Source organism: Streptomyces sp. NBC_00090 (genome assembly GCF_045160815.1).
Taxonomy (GTDB): domain Bacteria; phylum Actinomycetota; class Actinomycetes; order Streptomycetales; family Streptomycetaceae; genus Streptomyces.
This window is the reverse complement of record NZ_CP108224.1, coordinates 5,370,797-5,387,938: the sequence shown is the minus strand read 5'-3', so window position 1 is coordinate 5,387,938 and position 17,142 is coordinate 5,370,797. Positions and strand designations below refer to the sequence as shown.

Below are 17,142 nucleotides of genomic sequence, written 5' to 3'. Positions count from 1 at the left end.
AGCTGTCCTCCGAATATGCGTGCCCAAGCTGATGAAAGATGAAGGGTAAAAGGGTTATGAAAAAACGTACGCCCCGACGGCACGGGCAGTGCCGCCGGGGCGTACGAGAACAGTCCGAGCAGGCGTGATTAACGCTTGCTGTACTGCGGGGCCTTACGGGCCTTCTTGAGACCGGCCTTCTTGCGCTCGACCGCACGGTCGTCGCGGGAGAGGAAGCCGGCCTTCTTCAGCGCCGGGCGGTTGTTCTCGACGTCCGCCTCGTTCAGCGCACGGGCCACACCGAGGCGCAGGGCGCCGGCCTGGCCGGAGACACCGCCACCCGCGATGCGGGCGATGACGTCGTAGCGGTTGTCGAGCTCGAGCACCTTGAAGGGCTCGTTGACTTCCTGCTGGTGCACCTTGTTGGGGAAGTAGTCCTCAAGGGTGCGACCGTTGATCTTCCACTTGCCGGTGCCCGGAACGATCCGGACGCGGGCGATGGCGTTCTTGCGACGGCCCAGGCCGGCGGCCGGCTGCGGGTCGCCGAAGCGGGACGCGAGCGACTCGGAGGTGTACTCACCCTCGACGAGCTCGGTCTCGGTGGTGTACTCCTCAACGCCCTCGAACTCGTCGACGGGGGTCTCGGGGGTGGTCTCGGCCACGATGCTCCTCAGATTTCTTTCGTTCTTAGGGGGTGTGGCCGGAACTACTGCGCGACCTGGGTGATCTCGAACGGGACCGGCTGCTGCGCAGCGTGCGGGTGGTTCTCGCCCGCGTAGACCTTCAGCTTCGAGAGCATCTGGCGGCCCAGGGTGTTCTTGGGGATCATGCCCTTGATGGCCTTCTCGACGGCCTTCTCGGGGTTCTTGGAGAGCAGCTCGTCGTAACGGACGGAGCGCAGACCGCCCGGGAAGCCGGAGTGGCGGTACGCCAGCTTCTGGGTCTTCTTGTTGCCGGACAGGTGAACCTTGTCAGCGTTGATGATGATGACAAAGTCGCCCATGTCCATGTGGGGGGCGTAGACGGGCTTGTGCTTGCCTCGGAGGAGGTTCGCAGCCGTGGTCGCCAGACGGCCCAGGACGATGTCCTGCGCGTCGATGATGTGCCACTGGCGAGTGACATCGCCGGGCTTGGGGCTGTACGTACGCACTTCGTAGCCTTCGCTTCTTCAGTGGATGGAGTCCAGACACACCTGAAGCGATCATGCAGCTGGGGCCTGCACTGCCGGGACACCGCCCGTATGCGAGCCACTGGTAACTGCTCCAGGGAACCTGCGTATGGGCCCTTCGTGTGAGAACGACGAAGCCAATACGCATAACAAACCGCAACAGTACCCGTGCCACCCCGGACGGGTCAAAACGCGCCGCCCCTACCGCGCCCGCTCGACCCGCCGCTCGACCTTTCCTGGACGCCGCCCTCGCACGGGGAGGCCCCAGGGGGCCTCCCCGGCTTCGCCCGGCTGCGCCGGACTCCGTCCGTCGACGCGTGCCCCAGGCCCCCGCCGACCGGCCCGGGTCACCGCGCCCGCTCGACCCGCCGCTCGTCCCACACCGGCTCGCTCGTCTCCCGCACGACCCCGTCCGAACCGAAGACCAGGTACCGGTCGAAGCTCTTCGCGAACCACCGGTCGTGCGTGACCGCCATCACCGTCCCGTCGTACGACTCCAGACCGTCCTGGAGCGCCTCGGCGGACTCCAGGTCCAGGTTGTCCGTCGGCTCGTCGAGCAGCAGCGCCGTCGTCCCCGCCAGCTCCAGGAGCAGGATCTGGAACCGGGCCTGCTGACCGCCCGAGAGCTTGTCGAAGGGCTGGTCGCCCTGGCGCTCCAGCTCGTACCGCCGCAGCATCGACATCGCCCCGCCGCGGTCCTTGGCGTGCTCCGTCCACAGGATGTCGACGAGCGGCCGCCCGGTCAGCTCCGGGTGCGCGTGGGTCTGCGCGAAGTGCCCCGGCACGACCCGGGCGCCCAGCTTCCAGTCGCCCGTGTGGGCGACCGTGGGGTCCCCCGCGAGCAGCCGCAGGAAGTGCGACTTCCCGGAGCCGTTCGACCCGAGGACGGCGACCCGCTCCCCATAGAAGATCTCCAGCGAGAACGGCTTCATGAGACCGGTCAGCTCGAGGTTCTCGACGGTCACGGCCCGCACCCCGGTCCGGCCGCCGCGCAGCCGCATCCGGATGTCCTGCTCGCGCGGCGGCTCAGGCGGCGGACCCGCCTCCTCGAACTTCCGCAGCCGGGTCTGCGCCGCCGCGTACCGCGAGGCCATGTCGTGGCTGACCGACGCCGCCTGGCGCAGGTTGAGCACGAGCTTCTTCAGCTGGGCGTGCTTCTCGTCCCAGCGCCGCTTCAGCTCCTCGAAGCGGGCGAACCGCTCCCGCCGCGCCTCGTGGAAGGTGTCGAAGCCGCCGCCGTGCACCCACACGTCCGAGCCGGCCGGGCCGGGCTCGACCGCGACGATCTTCTGGGCGCCGCGGGAGAGCAGCTCCCGGTCGTGGGAGATGAAGAGCACGGTCTTACGGGTCTCCCGCAGCCGCTCCTCAAGCCACCGCTTGCCGGGCACGTCGAGGTAGTTGTCCGGCTCGTCCAGGAGCAGCACCTCGTCGGGGCCGCGCAGCAGGTACTCCAGGACCAGCCGCTTCTGCTCACCGCCGGAGAGCGTCCGCACCTCCCGGAACTGCGCCTTCTCGTACGGGACGCCGAGCGCCGCCATGGTGCAGATGTCCCAGAGGGTCTCGGCCTCGTACCCCTGCACCTCGGCCCAGTCGCTGAGGGCCTGCGCGTACGCCATCTGCGCGGCCTCGTCGTCGACCGTCATGATCAGGTGCTCGGCCTTGTCGACCGCCTTCGCGGCCTCCCGGATCCGCGGCTGCGCCACCGAGACCAGCAGGTCGCGGACGGTGGACTCGTCCCGTACGGAGCCGACGAACTGCGGCATCACGCCCAGGCCGCCACTGACGGTGACCGAACCGCCGTGCGGCTGGAGCTCCCCGGAGATCAGCCGGAGCAGGGTCGTCTTCCCGGCGCCGTTGGCCCCGACGAGGGCGACGACCGCGCCCTCGCCCACGCGGAAGGAGGCGTCCCCGAGCAGGACCCGCCCGTCCGGAAGGTAGTACTCAAGATGTGCGGCCTCGACATGTCCCATGGGGTGCATTGTCGCCGCACGCGTCGCCTTCGCCCAACCGGATTAGGATGCGCGGCATGAGCTTTGGGGGACCGCAGTGGCCGCAGGAGCCGCAGCAGCAGGGGCAGGGACAGCAGGGCTACGGACAGCAGCCGGGGTACGGGCAGCAGCCCGGCTACGGCGAGCAGCAGCCGTACGGCGGGCAGCCGGGCCACGGACAGCAGCAGCCGAACCCCTTCCCGGGGGCGCAGGGCGGCGGGCCGACCCCCGACTGGGGCGCCCTCGCCGACGCCTCCGCCAGCCGTAGCCGCCGCAAGCGCTGGCTGATGATCGGCGGCGGGGCGCTGGCCACCCTCGCGGTGGGCGCGATCGTCGCCACGGCCGTCGTGAGCACGAACAAGACCGACGACGAGGCGAAGAACGGCGGGGTCCCCACCGGCACGGTCTCCCCCACCGGCTCCCCCACCCCCGAGCCGACCTTCTCCTCGGTGGCACCGCCGCCCCCGCCGAACCCGAAGGACTACATCTCGGACCCGAAGAAGGACAAGGCGCCGATCAGCGCCGAGGGCCTCTTCCCGGGCAAGAAGATGAGCATGAACGGCCGCGCCTACAAGAAGGGCGCGACCTCCGCCACCACCAACTGCGCGGCCGTCACCCAGGGCGGCCTCGGCGCCGTCCTGAAGAAGAACGGCTGCCAGAAGGTCCTGCGCGCCACCTACGTGAAGGACGGCGTGGCGATCACCATCGGCGTGGCGGTCTTCCCCTCCGAGGCGGCCGCCCTCAAGGCGAAGACCCAGGCCACCGGCGGCATCGCCCCGCTGGCCGGCGCGGGCGTGCGTGACTTCTGCCACGCCACGGTCTGCCTGCGCCGCGCGAACTCCGTCGGCCGCTACGCCTACTTCACCCAGGCCGGCTTCGCCAACGGCAAGAAGGTCACCAAGGCCGACAAGCCCGTCTTCCAGGCCAGCGACGACCTCGGCACCTTCGCCTTCAACCAGATCTACGCCCGCGGCCGCGCCCAGGCGTCAGCAGCAGCCAACGCTCCCGGGGAGTGACCGCTTGTTGCGGGCCTCCCGGCTGCGGGCGGCCAGCAGCGCGTCCTCCGGGTAGCCGACCTCTTCGAGGGTGAGGCCGTGCGGCCGTACGACGTGGACGGCCGAGTCCCGCACACCGGCGGCGAGCACCTTGCCGGGCCAGTCCACGGGCCGGTGCCCGTCGCCGACGAAGAGCAGGGCGCCGACGAGCGAGCGGACCATGTTGTGGCAGAAGGCGTCCGCCTTCACGGTCGCCTCGAGGATGCCGTCCTCCCGCCGCTCCCAGCGCAGCACCTGAAGGGTGCGGATGGTCGTGGCGCCCTCGCGCTTCTTGCAGTACGCGGCGAAGTCGTGCTCGCCGACGAGCGCGGTCGCGGCCTCGTTCATGGCGTCCATGTCGAGGGCCCAGTCGTGCCACAGGACGTGCCCGCGCAGGAGCGGGTCGACGCCCCCGGGGTTGTCGGTGACCCGGTAGGCGTACCGGCGCCAGATGGCGGAGAAGCGGGCGTTGAAGCCGCTGGGGGCCTCGGCGACGGACCAGACCCGTACGTCGTGGGAGAGCCGCCCGGCGAGCCGCCTGAGCAGCTTGTCCCGGTGCTCCTCCCACAGCTCGACGGGCAGGTCGACGTGGGCGACCTGGCCGCGGGCGTGCACCCCGGCATCGGTCCGGCCGGCGACGGTCAGCTCGTACGTCTCCTCGGAGCGGGTCACGGTCCGCAGAGCGGCCTCGATCTCGCCCTGCACGGTGCGCCGCCCCTGGGGCTGCTTGGCCCAGCCGGAGAAGTCCTTGCCCTCGTACGAAAGGTCAAGGCGTACTCGTACGAACCCGTCCTGCACGTCATCGCTCACGTGGGAATCCTCTCAAACACACGGGAACGGGCCCGCACCCCAGGGGGTACGGGCCCGCTCACGAGAAACGTCGGAAAAACGCTTACGCGTCCTTCGACTCCTCGGCCGGAGCCTCGGCGGCCGCGTCGGCCTCCTTGACGGCGCGCACGGTGGCGGCCTCGGCCTCGGCGACGGTCGCCTTCTTGGCGATCTCGCCCTCGACCAGCTCGATCACGGCCATCGGGGCGTTGTCGCCACGACGGTTGCCGATCTTGGTGATGCGGGTGTAGCCACCGGGACGCTCCGAGTAACGCGGGGCGATCTCGGTGAAGAGGGTGTGGACGATGCCCTTGTCGGTGATCGTCTGCAGCACCAGGCGACGGTTGTGGATGTCGCCCTTCTTCGCCTTGGTGATCAGGCGCTCGGCGACGGGGCGCAGGCGGCGGGCCTTGGCCTCGGTCGTCGTGATGCGGCCGTGCTCGAAGAGGGACTTCGCCAGGTTGGCGAGCAGCAGACGCTCGTGAGCGGCGCTGCCACCGAGACGGGCACCCTTGGCGGGACGCGGCATGGTGTTTCTCCTAGTGATCTGCACCGGCCGTATGAGGTACCGGTGTCAGTGTCCGAGCGGGCGGTCGCCCGTCGGAGACCCGCGCCCCGTAAGGGGCGCGGGGAACTGCGCGGCCGGCCAAAGCCGGCCCGCAGAGGATCAGTACTGCTCGGTCTCCACGAAACCGGCATCGGCGTCGTCGTCCGCACCGAACGCGTCGGCCGCGGCGGTCGGGTCGAATCCGGGCGGCGAGTCCTTCAGCGCGAGGCCCATACCGGCCAGCTTCGCCTTGACCTCGTCGATCGACTTCGCACCGAAGTTGCGGATGTCGAGCAGGTCGGCCTCGGAGCGCGCCACGAGCTCACCCACGGAGTGGATGCCCTCACGCTTGAGGCAGTTGTACGAACGAACGGTGAGCTCGAGCTCCTCGATCGGCAGCGCCAGGTCGGCGGCGAGGGCGGCGTCCGTGGGGGACGGGCCCATGTCGATGCCCTCGGCGTCGATGTTGAGCTCGCGCGCCAGACCGAACAGCTCGACCAGGGTCTTACCGGCGGACGCCATGGCGTCACGCGGGCGCATGGCCTGCTTGGTCTCGACGTCGACGATCAGCTTGTCGAAGTCGGTGCGCTGCTCGACACGGGTCGCCTCGACCTTGTACGTGACCTTGAGCACCGGCGAGTAGATGGAGTCGACCGGGATACGGCCGATCTCCTGGCCCGCCTGCTTGTTCTGCACGGCGGAGACGTAGCCGCGACCGCGCTCGACGGTCAGCTCCATCTCCAGCTTGCCCTTGCCGTTGAGCGTGGCGAGGACGAGGTCGGGGTTGTGCACCTCGACACCGGCCGGGGGCGCGATGTCGGCGGCGGTGACCAGACCCGGGCCCTGCTTGCGCAGGTACATCACGACCGGCTCGTCGTGCTCCGAGGAGACGACCAGCTGCTTGATGTTGAGGATGAGGTCGGTGACGTCCTCCTTGACGCCCGGCACGGTGGTGAACTCGTGCAGGACACCGTCGATGCGGATGCTGGTGACAGCGGCACCCGGGATCGAGGAGAGGAGGGTACGGCGGAGCGAGTTGCCGAGGGTGTAGCCGAAGCCCGGCTCCAGCGGCTCGATCACGAACCGGGAGCGGAACTCGTCGACGACCTCTTCGGTCAGCGACGGACGCTGAGCGATCAGCATGTCTGTGAATCCTTCAGTCGTGGACGCCCACTATTTGACGCCCGACGGGACCACCGGGCGGAGCCCGATGATGTCAATACCACCTACAAGGGTACGGGCGGCACGGTCCGAAGAGCCGTACCGCCCGAAGCCTGTGTCAAGCAGCCGTGCGTCAGACGCGGCGGCGCTTGGGGGGACGGCAGCCGTTGTGCGGCGTGGGGGTGACGTCCTGGATCGAACCGACCTCGAGGCCCGTGGCCTGGAGGGAGCGGATCGCGGTCTCGCGGCCGGAGCCCGGACCCTTGACGAAGACGTCAACCTTGCGCATGCCGTGCTCCTGCGCGCGGCGAGCGGCCGACTCGGCGGCCATCTGCGCGGCGAACGGGGTGGACTTGCGCGAGCCCTTGAAGCCGACGTGGCCGGCGGAGGCCCAGGAGATCACGTTGCCCGAGGGGTCCGTGATCGAGACGATCGTGTTGTTGAACGTGCTCTTGATGTGCGCGTGGCCGTGAGCGACGTTCTTCTTTTCCTTGCGGCGCACCTTCTTGGCAGCGCCCTGACGACCCTTGGGGGGCATCTATAACTCCTACGGGAGGTGGTCGGTCCTACAGCGAAGACCGCTTGGTCAAGCGTCCGCTGAGGACTACTTCTTGCCCGGCTTCTTCTTGCCGGCGATGGCGCGACGCGGGCCCTTGCGGGTACGAGCGTTCGTGCTGGTGCGCTGACCGCGAACGGGCAGGCCACGACGGTGGCGCAGACCCTGGTAGCAGCCGATCTCGACCTTGCGGCGGATGTCGGCGGCGATCTCGCGGCGGAGGTCACCCTCGGTCTGGAGGTTGGCGTCCACGTACTCACGGATCTTGACGAGGTCTTCCTCGGCAAGGTCACGGACACGGGTGGACGGGTTCACGCCGGTCGCGGCGAGGATCTCCTCGGACCGGGTACGCCCGATGCCGAAGACGTAGGTGAGTGCGACCACCACACGCTTTTCGCGCGGGATGTCAACACCGGAAACGCGTGCCATTCAATGGCTCCTGTGTTCTCGGGGGTCTGCTGCAGAACCGCTCCCGACCGCCGACCGCTCTGGATTCAGAGAGGTGGTACGACCGGGTCCCCGGCCCCCGCCGGAGGTGCCGTCAGCCGTGGAACACGACCGGACGGGCTCTGCGTATGTACGAATTGCTATGCGTCGCGCGAAGAACTGCGAAATGCAGGTCGGTCGGCGTGCGTCAGCCCTGGCGCTGCTTGTGGCGCAGGTTGTCGCAGATGACCATGACCCGGCCGTGACGGCGGATCACCTTGCACTTGTCGCAGATCTTCTTGACGCTCGGCTTGACCTTCATGGGATGTGAGGTTCTCCGGGTCAGTGCCATCACCCGCGCGTGAAGGCGGGGTGCGGGCAAGATCTACTTGTATCGGTAGACGATCCGGCCACGCGTCAGGTCGTACGGGGAGAGCTCCACCACGACCCGGTCGTCCGGAAGGATTCGGATGTAGTGCATCCGCATCTTGCCGGAGATGTGCGCGAGGACCTTGTGACCGTTCTGGAGCTCCACCTTGAACATGGCGTTCGGGAGGGACTCGATCACGGTGCCCTCGATTTCGATGGCACCTTGCTTCTTGGCCACGCTTCGCCTTTCGAATCGGCTACCTTGATCGACTCTCGACGCCGTATGCGGACACACGGGTACACGAGAGCCGACGCATCAGTCTACGTCAGGCCCCAGGAAAAGACGAATCGGGAAGTCTGCCCACCCGTACTGATCCTTACGCAAGGTGCCACGCCGTAGAAATTCCGCACTATCCCAGCGAGTCCGGCGCCGCGACGACGCCCAGCTCCGCCAGCTTCGCCTTGCCGCCGACCCATCCCCGACGCAGCCCTCGCGGGCTCGGCGCCAGGGGCGCCTCACAAGCGTCGGCCTGCTGCGGTGGACTCCGTCCACCGGTCTCCACACCCCGACCGCGCGCGGGAGCCCTGCTACGCCAAGAGGCCCAGCTATGCCAGCGGGTCCGGCGCCGCGACGACGCCCAGCTCCGCCAGCTTCGCCTTGCCGCCGTCGACCGCGGTCAGGACCAGCGGGCCCTCCTCGGTGAGGGCGATCGAGTGCTCCCAGTGGGAGGACCAGGTGCCGTCGGTCGTGATGACCGTCCAGTCGTCCTTGAGGACCTCCGTCTGCGGGGTGCCCAGGGAGACCATCGGCTCGATCGCCAGGCAGAGGCCGGGGACCAGCTTCGGGCCCTTGCCGCGCTTGCGGGAGACGTAGTTCAGCAGGTGCGGGTCCATGTGCATCTCGGTGCCGATGCCGTGGCCGCCGTAGTCCTCGATGATCCCGTACCGGCCGAGGCTGTGGTCGCCGACGGCCGGCCGCGGCTGCCGCTTGATGTAGGTCTCGATCGCCTTCGAGATGTCCACCAGCCGGTTGCCCGGCTTCATCGCCGCGATACCGGCCCACATCGACTCCTCCGTCACGCGGGAGAGCTCGACGAGCTCGGGCGCGTGCCCGGTGCCCACGAAGGCCGTGTAGGCCGCGTCACCGTGCCAGCCGTCAACGATCGCGCCCGCGTCGATGGAGATGATGTCGCCGTCCTTGAGGACGGTCTTCTCGTCCGGGATGCCGTGGACGACGACCTCGTTGACCGAGGTGCAGATCGTCGCGGGGAAGCCCCCGTACCCGAGGAAGTTCGACTTCGCCCCGTGGTCCGCGATGACCTTCCGCGCGACCTCGTCCAGATCGCGCGTCGTGGCGCCCGGCACGGCCGCCTCGTGGGTCGCCGCGTGGATGGCGGCGACGACCAGCCCCGCCTCGCGCATTTTCGCGATCTGCTCGGGGGTCTTGATCTGCACCATCGTCGCGGGGCCTTTCCTTGCGTGTACACGGGGACAGAACAACGATACGGCCGCGGCGCCCTCCCGGGCACCGCGGCCGTATCGAACGAACCGGGGTTACTTCTTCAGCGCGGCCATGGCCTTCGCCGTGACCTCGTCCACCTTGCCGAGCGCCGAGATCGTCACGACCAGGTTCTGCGCCCGGTAGTAGTCGATGATCGGCTCGGTCTGGGTGTGGTAGACCTCCAGGCGCCGACGGACCGTGCCCTCGGAGTCGTCGTCGCGCTGGTAGAGCTCGCCTCCGCAGACGTCGCAGACGCCCTCGGTCTTCGGCGGGGTGTACGTCACGTGGAAGACGTGCGCACTGTCGTTGCGGCAGATGCGGCGACCCGCGATCCGCTTCACGACCTCGTCCTCGGGGACCTCCAGGTCCAGGACCGCGTCCAGCTGCATGTCCTCGGCCTTCAGGACCACGTCCAGGGCCTCGGCCTGAGCCACGTTCCGGGGGAACCCGTCCAGCAGGAAGCCGTTGACGGCGTCCGACTGCTCCATCCGGTCCTTGGCCATCCCGATGGTCACCTCGTCGGGCACCAGGTCGCCGGCGTCCATGAACGCCTTGGCCTTGAGACCCAGCTCCGTGCCCTGAGAGATGTTGGCACGGAACAGGTCACCCGTGGAGATGTGCGGGATGTCCAGGTTCCTGGCAAGGAACGCGGCCTGCGTACCCTTGCCGGCACCGGGCGGTCCGACGAGGACGATTCGCATCAGCGGAGGAACCCTTCGTAATTGCGCTGCTGGAGCTGGCTCTCGATCTGCTTCACGGTCTCCAGCCCCACACCCACGATGATGAGGATGCTCGTCCCACCGAAGGGGAAGTTGGCATTGGCGCCACCGAAGCCTGCCAACGCCATCGTCGGCACAAGAGCGATCAGACCCAAGTACAGCGAGCCCGGCCAAGTGATCCGGTTGAGCACGTAGCTCAGATACTCGGCAGTAGGTCGACCAGCCCGGATACCCGGGATGAAGCCACCATACTTCTTCATGTTGTCGGCGACTTCCTCGGGGTTGAACGAGATCGCCACGTAGAAGAAGGCGAAGAACACGATCAGGAGGAAGTACGTGGCGATGTAGTAGGGGTGGTCACCCTTGACGAAGTGGGCTTCGATCCAGGTCTTCCACCCTGCGGTGGAGTTCGAGAACTGGGCGATCAAGGCCGGGATGTAGAGCAGCGACGAGGCGAAGATGACAGGAATCACACCCGCCTGGTTCACCTTCAGCGGGATGTAAGTGGACGTACCGCCGTAGGAGCGCCGGCCGATCATGCGCTTCGCGTACTGCACCGGGATGCGCCGCTGGGCCTGCTCGACGAAGACCACGAGGGCCACCATCACGAAGCCGATCAGGATGACGGTGCCGAACTCGATCCAGCCCTTGGCGAGCTTGCCGCTCTCCTTGATGGCCCACAGGGCACCCGGGAAGCCGGCGGCGATCGAGATGAACATGAGGATCGACATGCCGTTGCCGATGCCACGGTCGGTGATGAGCTCACCGAGCCACATGACGACGGCGGTACCCGCGGTCATCGTGAGGACCATGGTGGCGATGGTGAAGATCGACTGGTCGGGCACGACCTGGTCGGCGACCACGCAGCCACTGAAGAGTGCGCCGCTCTTCGCGGTTGCGACGAGACCGGTGCCCTGGAGGATGGCGAGGGCGATCGTCAGGTACCGGGTGTACTGCGTGATCTTGGCGGTACCGGACTGTCCCTCCTTCTTGAGGGCTTCCAGTCGCGGGATCACGACGGTCAGCAGCTGCAGGATGATGCTCGCCGTGATGTACGGCATGATGCCGAGAGCGAAGATCGTGATCTGCAGCAGCGCTCCGCCACTGAACATGTTGACCAGGCCGAACAGGCTGTTGTTGCCCTCACTGGCCTGCTTGACACACTGCTGAACAGCTTCGTAGCTGACACCAGGCACCGGGATGTGCGCCCCAAGGCGGTACAGCACGATGATGGCGAGCGTGAAGAGCAGCTTCTTGCGCAGGTCGGGCGTCTTGAACGCCCGGGCGAACGCGGTGAGCACGGTGCCTCCTGCGACCCCCGCGCTATGCGTCAAGGGTGACGGTCTTGAGGTTCGACGATTGGGTATCGGTCATCAATTCCGTGCGGGCATACCGCACGGAGTCTAGACAGTGCACGCCACCTTACCGGCGACCATGCCCCCCTAGGAACGACCAATCGGGGATGCCCCTTTTGGGAGGCATCCCCGATTGGGATGTTCAAGCCATCGAGTCGTCTTAGACGAGCTCGGTGACGGTGCCGCCGGCGGCGGCGATCTTCTCCTTGGCGGAGCCGGAGACGGCGTCAACCGTCACCTGCAGCGCCACGGTGATCTCGCCGGTGCCGAGCACCTTGACGAGCTGGTTCTTGCGAACCGCACCCTTGGCGACCAGATCGGCCACCGTGACCTCGCCACCCTGCGGGTAGAGCGCGGTGAGCTTGTCCAGGTTCACGACCTGGTACTCGGTGCGGAACGGGTTCTTGAAGCCCTTGAGCTTCGGCAGACGCATGTGGAGGGGCATCTGCCCACCCTCGAAGCGCTGCGGAACCTGGTAACGGGCCTTCGTGCCCTTGGTACCACGACCGGCCGTCTTACCCTTCGACGCCTCACCACGACCGACACGGGTCTTCGCGGTCTTGGCGCCGGGGGCGGGACGGAGGTTGTGGGCCTTCAGCGGGTTGTTCTCCGCCATGTCAGTCAACCTCCTCGACCGTCACGAGGTGGCGGACGGTGTGCACCATGCCGCGGAACTCGGGGCGGTCCTCCTTGACAACCACGTCGTTGACCTTCTTGAGGCCAAGCGAACGCAGGGTGTCGCGGTGGTTCTGCTTGCTGCCGATGTACGACTTCGTCTGCGTGACCTTGAGGCGAGCCATTACGCACCCGCCCCAGCACGCGCACGGAGCAGAGCCGCGGGGGCGACGTCCTCGAGGGGCAGACCACGGCGAGCCGCGATCTCCTCGGGACGCTGCAGGCCCTTCAGGGCCTCCACGGTCGCGTGCACGATGTTGATCGCGTTGTCGGAGCCGAGCGACTTCGACAGGATGTCGTGAACGCCGGCGCACTCGAGCACGGCGCGCACCGGGCCACCGGCGATAACACCGGTACCGGGGGAAGCCGGCTTGAGCAGGACGACGCCCGCGGCCTTCTCGCCCTGGATCGGGTGAGGGATGGTGCCCTGGATGCGGGGAACCTTGAAGAAGTTCTTCTTCGCTTCCTCGACACCCTTGGCGATGGCCGCGGGAACTTCCTTGGCCTTGCCGTAACCGACACCTACGGTGCCGTCACCGTCGCCCACCACGACCAGCGCGGTGAAGCTGAAGCGGCGACCACCCTTGACAACCTTGGCGACGCGGTTGATCGCGACAACGCGCTCAACGTACGCGGTCTTCTCGGCGGCAGCGCCACCGTCGCGGCCCTTCCGGTCCCGCCGCTCGCCGCCACCGGCACCGCTTCCGCGGCGCTGGGGTCCAGCCATTGGATTACCTCTCTCTGTTACGTCCGTTAGTCCCGGAACCGGGGCTTAGAACTTCAGCCCGGCTTCGCGGGCGGCGTCAGCCAGAGCGGCAATGCGCCCGGCGTACCTGTTGCCACCACGGTCGAACACGACAGCCTCGACACCGGCGGCCTTGGCGCGCTCGGCGACCAGGGAACCGACCTGCTTGGCCTGCGCGGACTTGTCACCCTCGCCGCCGCGGATCGACGCGTCCAGGGTCGACGCAGACGCAAGGGTGTGGCCCTTGAGGTCGTCGATGACCTGAGCGGTGATACCGCGGTTGGAACGCGTCACGACGAGGCGCGGACGCTCCGCCGTACCCGACACGTTCTTGCGGATGCGGATGTGGCGGCGCTTCTTGGCGGCGCCCTTGTAGGCGTCGCCCTTGGCGATCTTCACACCGTATGCCATGGCTTACTTACCAGCCTTTCCGACCTTGCGGCGGATGACCTCACCCGCATACTTCACGCCCTTGGCCTTGTAGGGGTCAGGCTTGCGAAGCTTGCGGATGTTGGCGGCGACCTCGCCGACCTTCTGCTTGTCGATGCCCTCGACCGAGAACTTGGTCGGCGACTCGACCTTGAACGAGATGCCCTCGGGCGCCTCGACGAGGATCGGGTGGCTGTAGCCGAGCTGGAACTCCAGGTTGGAGCCCTTCGCGGCAACGCGGTAACCGACACCGCTGATCTCGAGCGCCTTCACGTAACCCTGGGTCACACCGGTGATCATGTTGGCCACCAGCGTGCGGGACAGGCCGTGGAGGGCCTTGTTCTGACGCTCGTCGTTCGGACGGTTGACGTTGAGCACGCCATCCTCGCCCTTAACGATCTCGATCGGAGCGGCGACGGTGTGGCTCAGGGTGCCCTTGGAACCCTTCACCGTGACCGTGCGGCCATCGATGGTGACGTCCACGCCGGCGGGAACCGGGATAGGCAGCTTGCCAATACGCGACATGAGCTTTCCTTCCTTTCCCGACTACCAGACGTAGGCGAGGACTTCCCCACCTACGCCCTTCTTGCCTGCCTGCTGGCCGGTCAGGAGACCGTAGGACGTGGAGATGATCGCCACGCCCAGGCCACCGAGGACCTTCGGCAGGTTGGTGGACTTCGCGTAAACCCGGAGACCGGGCTTCGAGATCCGCTTGATGCCCGCGATGGAGCGCTCACGGTTCGGACCGAACTTGAGCTCGAGGACGAGGTTCTTGCCGACCTCGGCGTCCTCGACCTTCCAGCCCGTGATGAAGCCCTCCTGCTGGAGGATTTCCGCGATGTGAGACTTGATCTTGCTGTGCGGCATCGTCACGGAGTCGTGGTATGCCGAGTTCGCGTTACGCAGACGAGTCAGCATGTCCGCGATCGGATCAGTCATGGTCATGAATTGGCCTTCGGCCTCTCTCGCCGGGGTTTCCTGTATGCGCCATCCCTCTCCCCACACAGGGGCGGGACGGGTGCGGCGCGGGGACCTACGGCGTAGTAAGTCGTACGGGCGGCGGACGCCCAACCCTCCTAGCCTAAGCCATGGAGGGATGGGCGACCGCCAACCCAGTGCTTACCGAGAGTCTCTGGTCATTCCCAACGCCCAAAGGGCAGTGGGGAATTACCAGGAGCTCTTGGTCACGCCCGGCAGCTCGCCACGGTGAGCCATCTCACGAAGGCACACGCGGCACAGGCCGAACTTGCGGTACACGGAGTGGGGACGACCACAACGCTGGCAGCGCGTGTAGCCACGCACGCCGAACTTGGGCTTGCGGGCAGCCTTCGCGATGAGAGCCTTCTTCGCCATCTCGCTTACGCCTCCTTGAACGGGAAGCCGAGGTGACGGAGAAGGGCACGGCCCTCAGCGTCATTGGTCGCCGTGGTCACCACGGTGATGTCCATACCCCGGACACGGTCGATCTTGTCCTGGTCGATCTCGTGGAACATGACCTGCTCCGTGAGACCGAAGGTGTAGTTGCCACGCCCGTCGAACTGCTTGGGGGACAGACCACGGAAGTCGCGGATGCGCGGAAGCGCGAGCGACAGGGTGCGGTCCAGGAACTCCCACATGCGGTCGCCACGGAGGGTGACGTGCGCACCGATCGGCTGGCCCTCACGCAGCTTGAACTGCGCGATGGACTTACGGGCCTTGGTGATGGCCGGCTTCTGACCGGTGATCGTGGTCAGGTCACGGACGGCACCGTCCATGAGCTTCGAGTCACGGGCGGCGTCGCCGACACCCATGTTGACCACGATCTTCACGAGGCCGGGAACCTGCATGACGTTCTCGTACGAGAACTCCTCACGCAGCTTGCCCGCGATCTCCTCGCGGTACTTCGTCTTGAGACGCGGAGTGGTGGTAGCCATCAGATGTCCTCACCCGTCCGCTTGGCAACGCGGATCTTGTTGCCCTCGTCGTCGAAGCGGTAACCGACACGCGTGACGACCTTCTGGCCGTCCTTCTCCACGACGAGCTGAACGTTGCTCACGTGGACAGGGGCCTCGGTCGTGACGATGCCACCGGCCTGCGACGGGCCGGCCTTGGTGTGCTTCTTGACCCGGTTGACACCCTCGACCAGGACACGGTTCTCGCTGGGGAAGGCCGTGATGACCTTGCCCTGCTTGCCCTTGTCCTTACCGGTGATGACCTGGACCAGGTCGCCCTTCTTGATCTTCATGCTTACAGCACCTCCGGCGCGAGCGAGATGATCTTCATGAACTTCTTCTCGCGCAGCTCACGGCCGACCGGGCCGAAGATACGGGTGCCACGAGGGTCGCCGTCGTTCTTGAGAATGACAGCGGCGTTCTCGTCGAAGCGGATGTACGAGCCGTCCTGGCGGCGGCGCTCCTTGACGGTGCGAACGATGACCGCCTTGACGACGTCACCCTTCTTCACGTTGCCACCGGGGATCGCGTCCTTGACGGTGGCGACGATGACGTCACCGATGCCCGCGTAGCGGCGACCCGAGCCACCGAGAACACGGATGCAAAGGATCTCCTTGGCACCAGTGTTGTCGGCGACACGCAGTCGCGACTCCTGCTGGATCACGTCTATCTCCTGATTTGTCTGCCGGTTCCCGGCGGGGTTGCACCAAACGAATGGCGCAACCCCACCGAGCCTGGCGGAACTGACCTAAGGGAAACCCCTCAGGCTGAACTTTTGGGATTTCCCTTACGGGAAATTCCTTACTTGGCCTTCTCGAGGATCTCGACGACGCGCCAGTGCTTCGTCGACGACAGCTTCCGGGTCTCCATCAGGAGGACGCGGTCGCCGATGCCGGCAGCGTTCTGCTCGTCGTGAGCCTTGAGCTTGTTGGTACGGCGGATGACCTTGCCGTACAGCGCGTGCTTGACGCGGTCCTCGACAGCGACGACGACGGTCTTGTCCATCTTGTCGCTGACGACCAGGCCCTCGCGGACCTTGCGAGCGTTGCGCTCGGTCTTCTCAGTCACGTTGCTCTCGCTCATCAGGCGTTCTCCACCGTCTCGATGCCCAGCTCGCGCTCACGCATCAGGGTGTAGATCCGGGCGATGTCCTTACGGACGGACTTGAGCCGGCCGTGGTTCTCGAGCTGGCCCGTCGCCGCCTGGAAGCGGAGGTTGAACAGCTCTTCCTTGGCCTCGCGGAGCTTGTTGAGAAGCTCCTCGTTGCCCAGCTCGCGCAGCTCGGACGCCTTGGTACCGGCCGACATCACAGCTCACCTGCTTCGCGCTTAACGATCTTGCACTTCATCGGCAGCTTGTGGGCCGCACGGGTCAGGGCCTCGCGCGCGATCTTCTCGTTCGGGTAGGACAGTTCGAACATCACCCGACCCGGCTTGACGTTCGCGATCCACCACTCCGGAGAACCCTTACCGGAACCCATGCGGGTCTCGGCAGGCTTCTTCGTCAGGGGACGGTCCGGGTAGATGTTGATCCAGACCTTGCCGCCACGCTTGATGTGGCGGGTCATCGCGATACGAGCAGCCTCGATCTGGCGGTTCGTCACGTACGCCGGCGTGAGGGCCTGAATGCCGTACTCGCCGAACGCAACCTGCGTACCACCCTTGCTCATACCCGAGCGCTTGGGGTGGTGCTGCTTGCGGTGCTTGACCCTACGGGGGATCAGCATTTCGG

General features: G+C 66.8%; 27 protein-coding genes. 1 reads left to right on the top strand and 26 read right to left on the bottom strand.

All coding sequences use genetic code 11. The features are described 5' to 3' along the window. Nucleotides 1-128: 128 nt before the first annotated feature. The 3 genes from rpsI to OG361_RS24240 all read right to left on the bottom strand — a co-directional run bounded on the left by rpsI (nucleotide 129) and on the right by OG361_RS24240 (nucleotide 3,117). The gene (rpsI, locus tag OG361_RS24250) at nucleotides 129-641 is read right to left on the bottom strand and encodes a 30S ribosomal protein S9 (RefSeq protein ID WP_015035601.1); all 513 of its coding nucleotides are present in this window, start codon (nucleotides 639-641) and stop codon (nucleotides 129-131) included. A 44-nt stretch (nucleotides 642-685) separates the two neighbouring features. Then, a complete protein-coding gene (gene rplM, locus OG361_RS24245) occupies nucleotides 686-1,129 on the bottom strand; it encodes a 50S ribosomal protein L13 (protein WP_053646145.1) in 444 nt (147 codons plus the stop codon). Nucleotides 1,130-1,494: 365 nt separating this feature from the next. After that, nucleotides 1,495-3,117, bottom strand: a complete 1,623-nt coding sequence (locus OG361_RS24240; RefSeq protein ID WP_384560159.1) for an ABC-F family ATP-binding cassette domain-containing protein — start codon at nucleotides 3,115-3,117, stop codon at nucleotides 1,495-1,497. A 56-nt stretch (nucleotides 3,118-3,173) separates the two neighbouring features. Between OG361_RS24240 and OG361_RS24235 the strand changes: the two genes are divergently transcribed. Then, nucleotides 3,174-4,151, top strand: a complete 978-nt coding sequence (locus OG361_RS24235) for a hypothetical protein (protein ID WP_405856706.1) — start codon at nucleotides 3,174-3,176, stop codon at nucleotides 4,149-4,151. Here OG361_RS24235 and truA read toward each other — a convergent pair. From truA to rplP, 23 genes are all read right to left on the bottom strand, one after another. Next, the gene (truA, locus tag OG361_RS24230; protein ID WP_405856704.1) at nucleotides 4,122-4,979 is read right to left on the bottom strand and encodes a tRNA pseudouridine(38-40) synthase TruA; all 858 of its coding nucleotides are present in this window, start codon (nucleotides 4,977-4,979) and stop codon (nucleotides 4,122-4,124) included. The genes OG361_RS24235 and truA overlap by 30 nt on opposite strands. A gap of 82 nt (nucleotides 4,980-5,061) precedes the next feature. Beyond that, the gene (gene rplQ, locus OG361_RS24225) at nucleotides 5,062-5,526 is read right to left on the bottom strand and encodes a 50S ribosomal protein L17 (protein ID WP_384560153.1); all 465 of its coding nucleotides are present in this window, start codon (nucleotides 5,524-5,526) and stop codon (nucleotides 5,062-5,064) included. 138 nt (nucleotides 5,527-5,664) lie between these two features. Further along, the gene (locus OG361_RS24220; RefSeq protein ID WP_024755423.1) at nucleotides 5,665-6,687 is read right to left on the bottom strand and encodes a DNA-directed RNA polymerase subunit alpha; all 1,023 of its coding nucleotides are present in this window, start codon (nucleotides 6,685-6,687) and stop codon (nucleotides 5,665-5,667) included. 151 nt (nucleotides 6,688-6,838) lie between these two features. Next, on the bottom strand, nucleotides 6,839-7,243 hold the full coding sequence (rpsK, locus tag OG361_RS24215) for a 30S ribosomal protein S11 (protein ID WP_003956432.1): 405 nt from the start codon (nucleotides 7,241-7,243) through the stop codon (nucleotides 6,839-6,841). Between the two features lie 66 nt (nucleotides 7,244-7,309). Continuing rightward, entirely contained in the window at nucleotides 7,310-7,690 is a 381-nt protein-coding gene (gene rpsM, locus OG361_RS24210) for a 30S ribosomal protein S13 (RefSeq protein WP_015035595.1), read from the bottom strand. A 205-nt stretch (nucleotides 7,691-7,895) separates the two neighbouring features. Beyond that, entirely contained in the window at nucleotides 7,896-8,009 is a 114-nt protein-coding gene (gene rpmJ, locus OG361_RS24205; protein ID WP_003956441.1) for a 50S ribosomal protein L36, read from the bottom strand. A gap of 63 nt (nucleotides 8,010-8,072) precedes the next feature. Continuing rightward, nucleotides 8,073-8,294 carry a translation initiation factor IF-1 gene (gene infA, locus OG361_RS24200; protein ID WP_003956442.1) on the bottom strand — a complete coding sequence of 74 codons (222 nt, stop codon included), beginning with the start codon at nucleotides 8,292-8,294 and terminating at the stop codon, nucleotides 8,073-8,075. 368 nt (nucleotides 8,295-8,662) lie between these two features. Further along, nucleotides 8,663-9,514 carry a type I methionyl aminopeptidase gene (gene map / locus OG361_RS24195; protein WP_405856701.1) on the bottom strand — a complete coding sequence of 284 codons (852 nt, stop codon included), beginning with the start codon at nucleotides 9,512-9,514 and terminating at the stop codon, nucleotides 8,663-8,665. Nucleotides 9,515-9,610: 96 nt separating this feature from the next. Beyond that, on the bottom strand, nucleotides 9,611-10,258 hold the full coding sequence (locus OG361_RS24190) for an adenylate kinase (protein ID WP_405856699.1): 648 nt from the start codon (nucleotides 10,256-10,258) through the stop codon (nucleotides 9,611-9,613). Continuing rightward, on the bottom strand, nucleotides 10,258-11,577 hold the full coding sequence (secY, locus tag OG361_RS24185; RefSeq protein WP_384560148.1) for a preprotein translocase subunit SecY: 1,320 nt from the start codon (nucleotides 11,575-11,577) through the stop codon (nucleotides 10,258-10,260). The genes OG361_RS24190 and secY overlap by 1 nt, the downstream gene beginning before the upstream one ends. A gap of 214 nt (nucleotides 11,578-11,791) precedes the next feature. Beyond that, the gene (gene rplO, locus OG361_RS24180; protein ID WP_384560146.1) at nucleotides 11,792-12,247 is read right to left on the bottom strand and encodes a 50S ribosomal protein L15; all 456 of its coding nucleotides are present in this window, start codon (nucleotides 12,245-12,247) and stop codon (nucleotides 11,792-11,794) included. Nucleotide 12,248: 1 nt separating this feature from the next. After that, complete coding sequence (gene rpmD, locus OG361_RS24175; protein ID WP_015035589.1) at nucleotides 12,249-12,431, bottom strand: 50S ribosomal protein L30; 183 nt, start codon at nucleotides 12,429-12,431, stop codon at nucleotides 12,249-12,251. After that, the gene (rpsE, locus tag OG361_RS24170) at nucleotides 12,431-13,033 is read right to left on the bottom strand and encodes a 30S ribosomal protein S5 (RefSeq protein ID WP_015035588.1); all 603 of its coding nucleotides are present in this window, start codon (nucleotides 13,031-13,033) and stop codon (nucleotides 12,431-12,433) included. Before rpsE ends, rpmD begins: the two co-directional genes overlap by 1 nt. A 45-nt stretch (nucleotides 13,034-13,078) precedes the next feature. Then, nucleotides 13,079-13,462 carry a 50S ribosomal protein L18 gene (rplR, locus tag OG361_RS24165; protein ID WP_056651228.1) on the bottom strand — a complete coding sequence of 128 codons (384 nt, stop codon included), beginning with the start codon at nucleotides 13,460-13,462 and terminating at the stop codon, nucleotides 13,079-13,081. 3 nt (nucleotides 13,463-13,465) lie between these two features. Continuing rightward, nucleotides 13,466-14,005 (bottom strand): 50S ribosomal protein L6, encoded by a 540-nt coding sequence (rplF, locus tag OG361_RS24160; protein WP_055641839.1) that lies wholly within the window; start codon nucleotides 14,003-14,005, stop codon nucleotides 13,466-13,468. A 21-nt stretch (nucleotides 14,006-14,026) separates the two neighbouring features. Beyond that, nucleotides 14,027-14,425, bottom strand: a complete 399-nt coding sequence (rpsH, locus tag OG361_RS24155; protein ID WP_399224157.1) for a 30S ribosomal protein S8 — start codon at nucleotides 14,423-14,425, stop codon at nucleotides 14,027-14,029. A gap of 222 nt (nucleotides 14,426-14,647) precedes the next feature. Continuing rightward, the gene (locus tag OG361_RS24150; RefSeq protein ID WP_003948630.1) at nucleotides 14,648-14,833 is read right to left on the bottom strand and encodes a type Z 30S ribosomal protein S14; all 186 of its coding nucleotides are present in this window, start codon (nucleotides 14,831-14,833) and stop codon (nucleotides 14,648-14,650) included. Nucleotides 14,834-14,838: 5 nt separating this feature from the next. After that, nucleotides 14,839-15,396, bottom strand: a complete 558-nt coding sequence (rplE, locus tag OG361_RS24145) for a 50S ribosomal protein L5 (protein WP_384560389.1) — start codon at nucleotides 15,394-15,396, stop codon at nucleotides 14,839-14,841. Further along, nucleotides 15,393-15,704: a 50S ribosomal protein L24 gene (gene rplX / locus OG361_RS24140; protein ID WP_384560145.1), complete on the bottom strand. Its 312-nt coding sequence runs from the start codon at nucleotides 15,702-15,704 to the stop codon at nucleotides 15,393-15,395. Before rplX ends, rplE begins: the two co-directional genes overlap by 4 nt. A 2-nt stretch (nucleotides 15,705-15,706) precedes the next feature. After that, nucleotides 15,707-16,075: a 50S ribosomal protein L14 gene (rplN, locus tag OG361_RS24135; RefSeq protein ID WP_003956455.1), complete on the bottom strand. Its 369-nt coding sequence runs from the start codon at nucleotides 16,073-16,075 to the stop codon at nucleotides 15,707-15,709. A gap of 137 nt (nucleotides 16,076-16,212) precedes the next feature. Next, a complete protein-coding gene (gene rpsQ / locus OG361_RS24130; RefSeq protein WP_024755411.1) occupies nucleotides 16,213-16,494 on the bottom strand; it encodes a 30S ribosomal protein S17 in 282 nt (93 codons plus the stop codon). Then, nucleotides 16,494-16,718: a 50S ribosomal protein L29 gene (gene rpmC / locus OG361_RS24125; protein ID WP_017239580.1), complete on the bottom strand. Its 225-nt coding sequence runs from the start codon at nucleotides 16,716-16,718 to the stop codon at nucleotides 16,494-16,496. Before rpmC ends, rpsQ begins: the two co-directional genes overlap by 1 nt. Next, on the bottom strand, nucleotides 16,718-17,137 hold the full coding sequence (gene rplP / locus OG361_RS24120) for a 50S ribosomal protein L16 (RefSeq protein WP_015035580.1): 420 nt from the start codon (nucleotides 17,135-17,137) through the stop codon (nucleotides 16,718-16,720). Before rplP ends, rpmC begins: the two co-directional genes overlap by 1 nt. Nucleotides 17,138-17,142 lie beyond the last annotated feature (5 nt).

What these genes read in the sequence shown, in the direction of transcription:
- OG361_RS24240 (WP_384560159.1), bottom strand. Translation starts at nt 3,117, where the DNA reads ATGGGACATGTCGAGGCCGCACATCTTGAGTACTACCTTCCGGACGGG.
- OG361_RS24235 (WP_405856706.1), top strand. Translation starts at nt 3,174, where the DNA reads ATGAGCTTTGGGGGACCGCAGTGGCCGCAGGAGCCGCAGCAGCAGGGG.
- rplQ (WP_384560153.1), bottom strand. Translation starts at nt 5,526, where the DNA reads ATGCCGCGTCCCGCCAAGGGTGCCCGTCTCGGTGGCAGCGCCGCTCAC.
- OG361_RS24220 (WP_024755423.1), bottom strand. Translation starts at nt 6,687, where the DNA reads ATGCTGATCGCTCAGCGTCCGTCGCTGACCGAAGAGGTCGTCGACGAG.
- rpsK (WP_003956432.1), bottom strand. Translation starts at nt 7,243, where the DNA reads ATGCCCCCCAAGGGTCGTCAGGGCGCTGCCAAGAAGGTGCGCCGCAAG.
- rpsM (WP_015035595.1), bottom strand. Translation starts at nt 7,690, where the DNA reads ATGGCACGCGTTTCCGGTGTTGACATCCCGCGCGAAAAGCGTGTGGTG.
- rpmJ (WP_003956441.1), bottom strand. Translation starts at nt 8,009, where the DNA reads ATGAAGGTCAAGCCGAGCGTCAAGAAGATCTGCGACAAGTGCAAGGTG.
- map (WP_405856701.1), bottom strand. Translation starts at nt 9,514, where the DNA reads ATGGTGCAGATCAAGACCCCCGAGCAGATCGCGAAAATGCGCGAGGCG.
- OG361_RS24190 (WP_405856699.1), bottom strand. Translation starts at nt 10,258, where the DNA reads ATGCGAATCGTCCTCGTCGGACCGCCCGGTGCCGGCAAGGGTACGCAG.
- rplO (WP_384560146.1), bottom strand. Translation starts at nt 12,247, where the DNA reads ATGGCGGAGAACAACCCGCTGAAGGCCCACAACCTCCGTCCCGCCCCC.
- rpmD (WP_015035589.1), bottom strand. Translation starts at nt 12,431, where the DNA reads ATGGCTCGCCTCAAGGTCACGCAGACGAAGTCGTACATCGGCAGCAAG.
- rpsE (WP_015035588.1), bottom strand. Translation starts at nt 13,033, where the DNA reads ATGGCTGGACCCCAGCGCCGCGGAAGCGGTGCCGGTGGCGGCGAGCGG.
- rplR (WP_056651228.1), bottom strand. Translation starts at nt 13,462, where the DNA reads ATGGCATACGGTGTGAAGATCGCCAAGGGCGACGCCTACAAGGGCGCC.
- rplF (WP_055641839.1), bottom strand. Translation starts at nt 14,005, where the DNA reads ATGTCGCGTATTGGCAAGCTGCCTATCCCGGTTCCCGCCGGCGTGGAC.
- rpsH (WP_399224157.1), bottom strand. Translation starts at nt 14,425, where the DNA reads ATGACCATGACTGATCCGATCGCGGACATGCTGACTCGTCTGCGTAAC.
- OG361_RS24150 (WP_003948630.1), bottom strand. Translation starts at nt 14,833, where the DNA reads ATGGCGAAGAAGGCTCTCATCGCGAAGGCTGCCCGCAAGCCCAAGTTC.
- rplX (WP_384560145.1), bottom strand. Translation starts at nt 15,704, where the DNA reads ATGAAGATCAAGAAGGGCGACCTGGTCCAGGTCATCACCGGTAAGGAC.
- rpsQ (WP_024755411.1), bottom strand. Translation starts at nt 16,494, where the DNA reads ATGAGCGAGAGCAACGTGACTGAGAAGACCGAGCGCAACGCTCGCAAG.
- rpmC (WP_017239580.1), bottom strand. Translation starts at nt 16,718, where the DNA reads ATGTCGGCCGGTACCAAGGCGTCCGAGCTGCGCGAGCTGGGCAACGAG.
- rplP (WP_015035580.1), bottom strand. Translation starts at nt 17,137, where the DNA reads ATGCTGATCCCCCGTAGGGTCAAGCACCGCAAGCAGCACCACCCCAAG.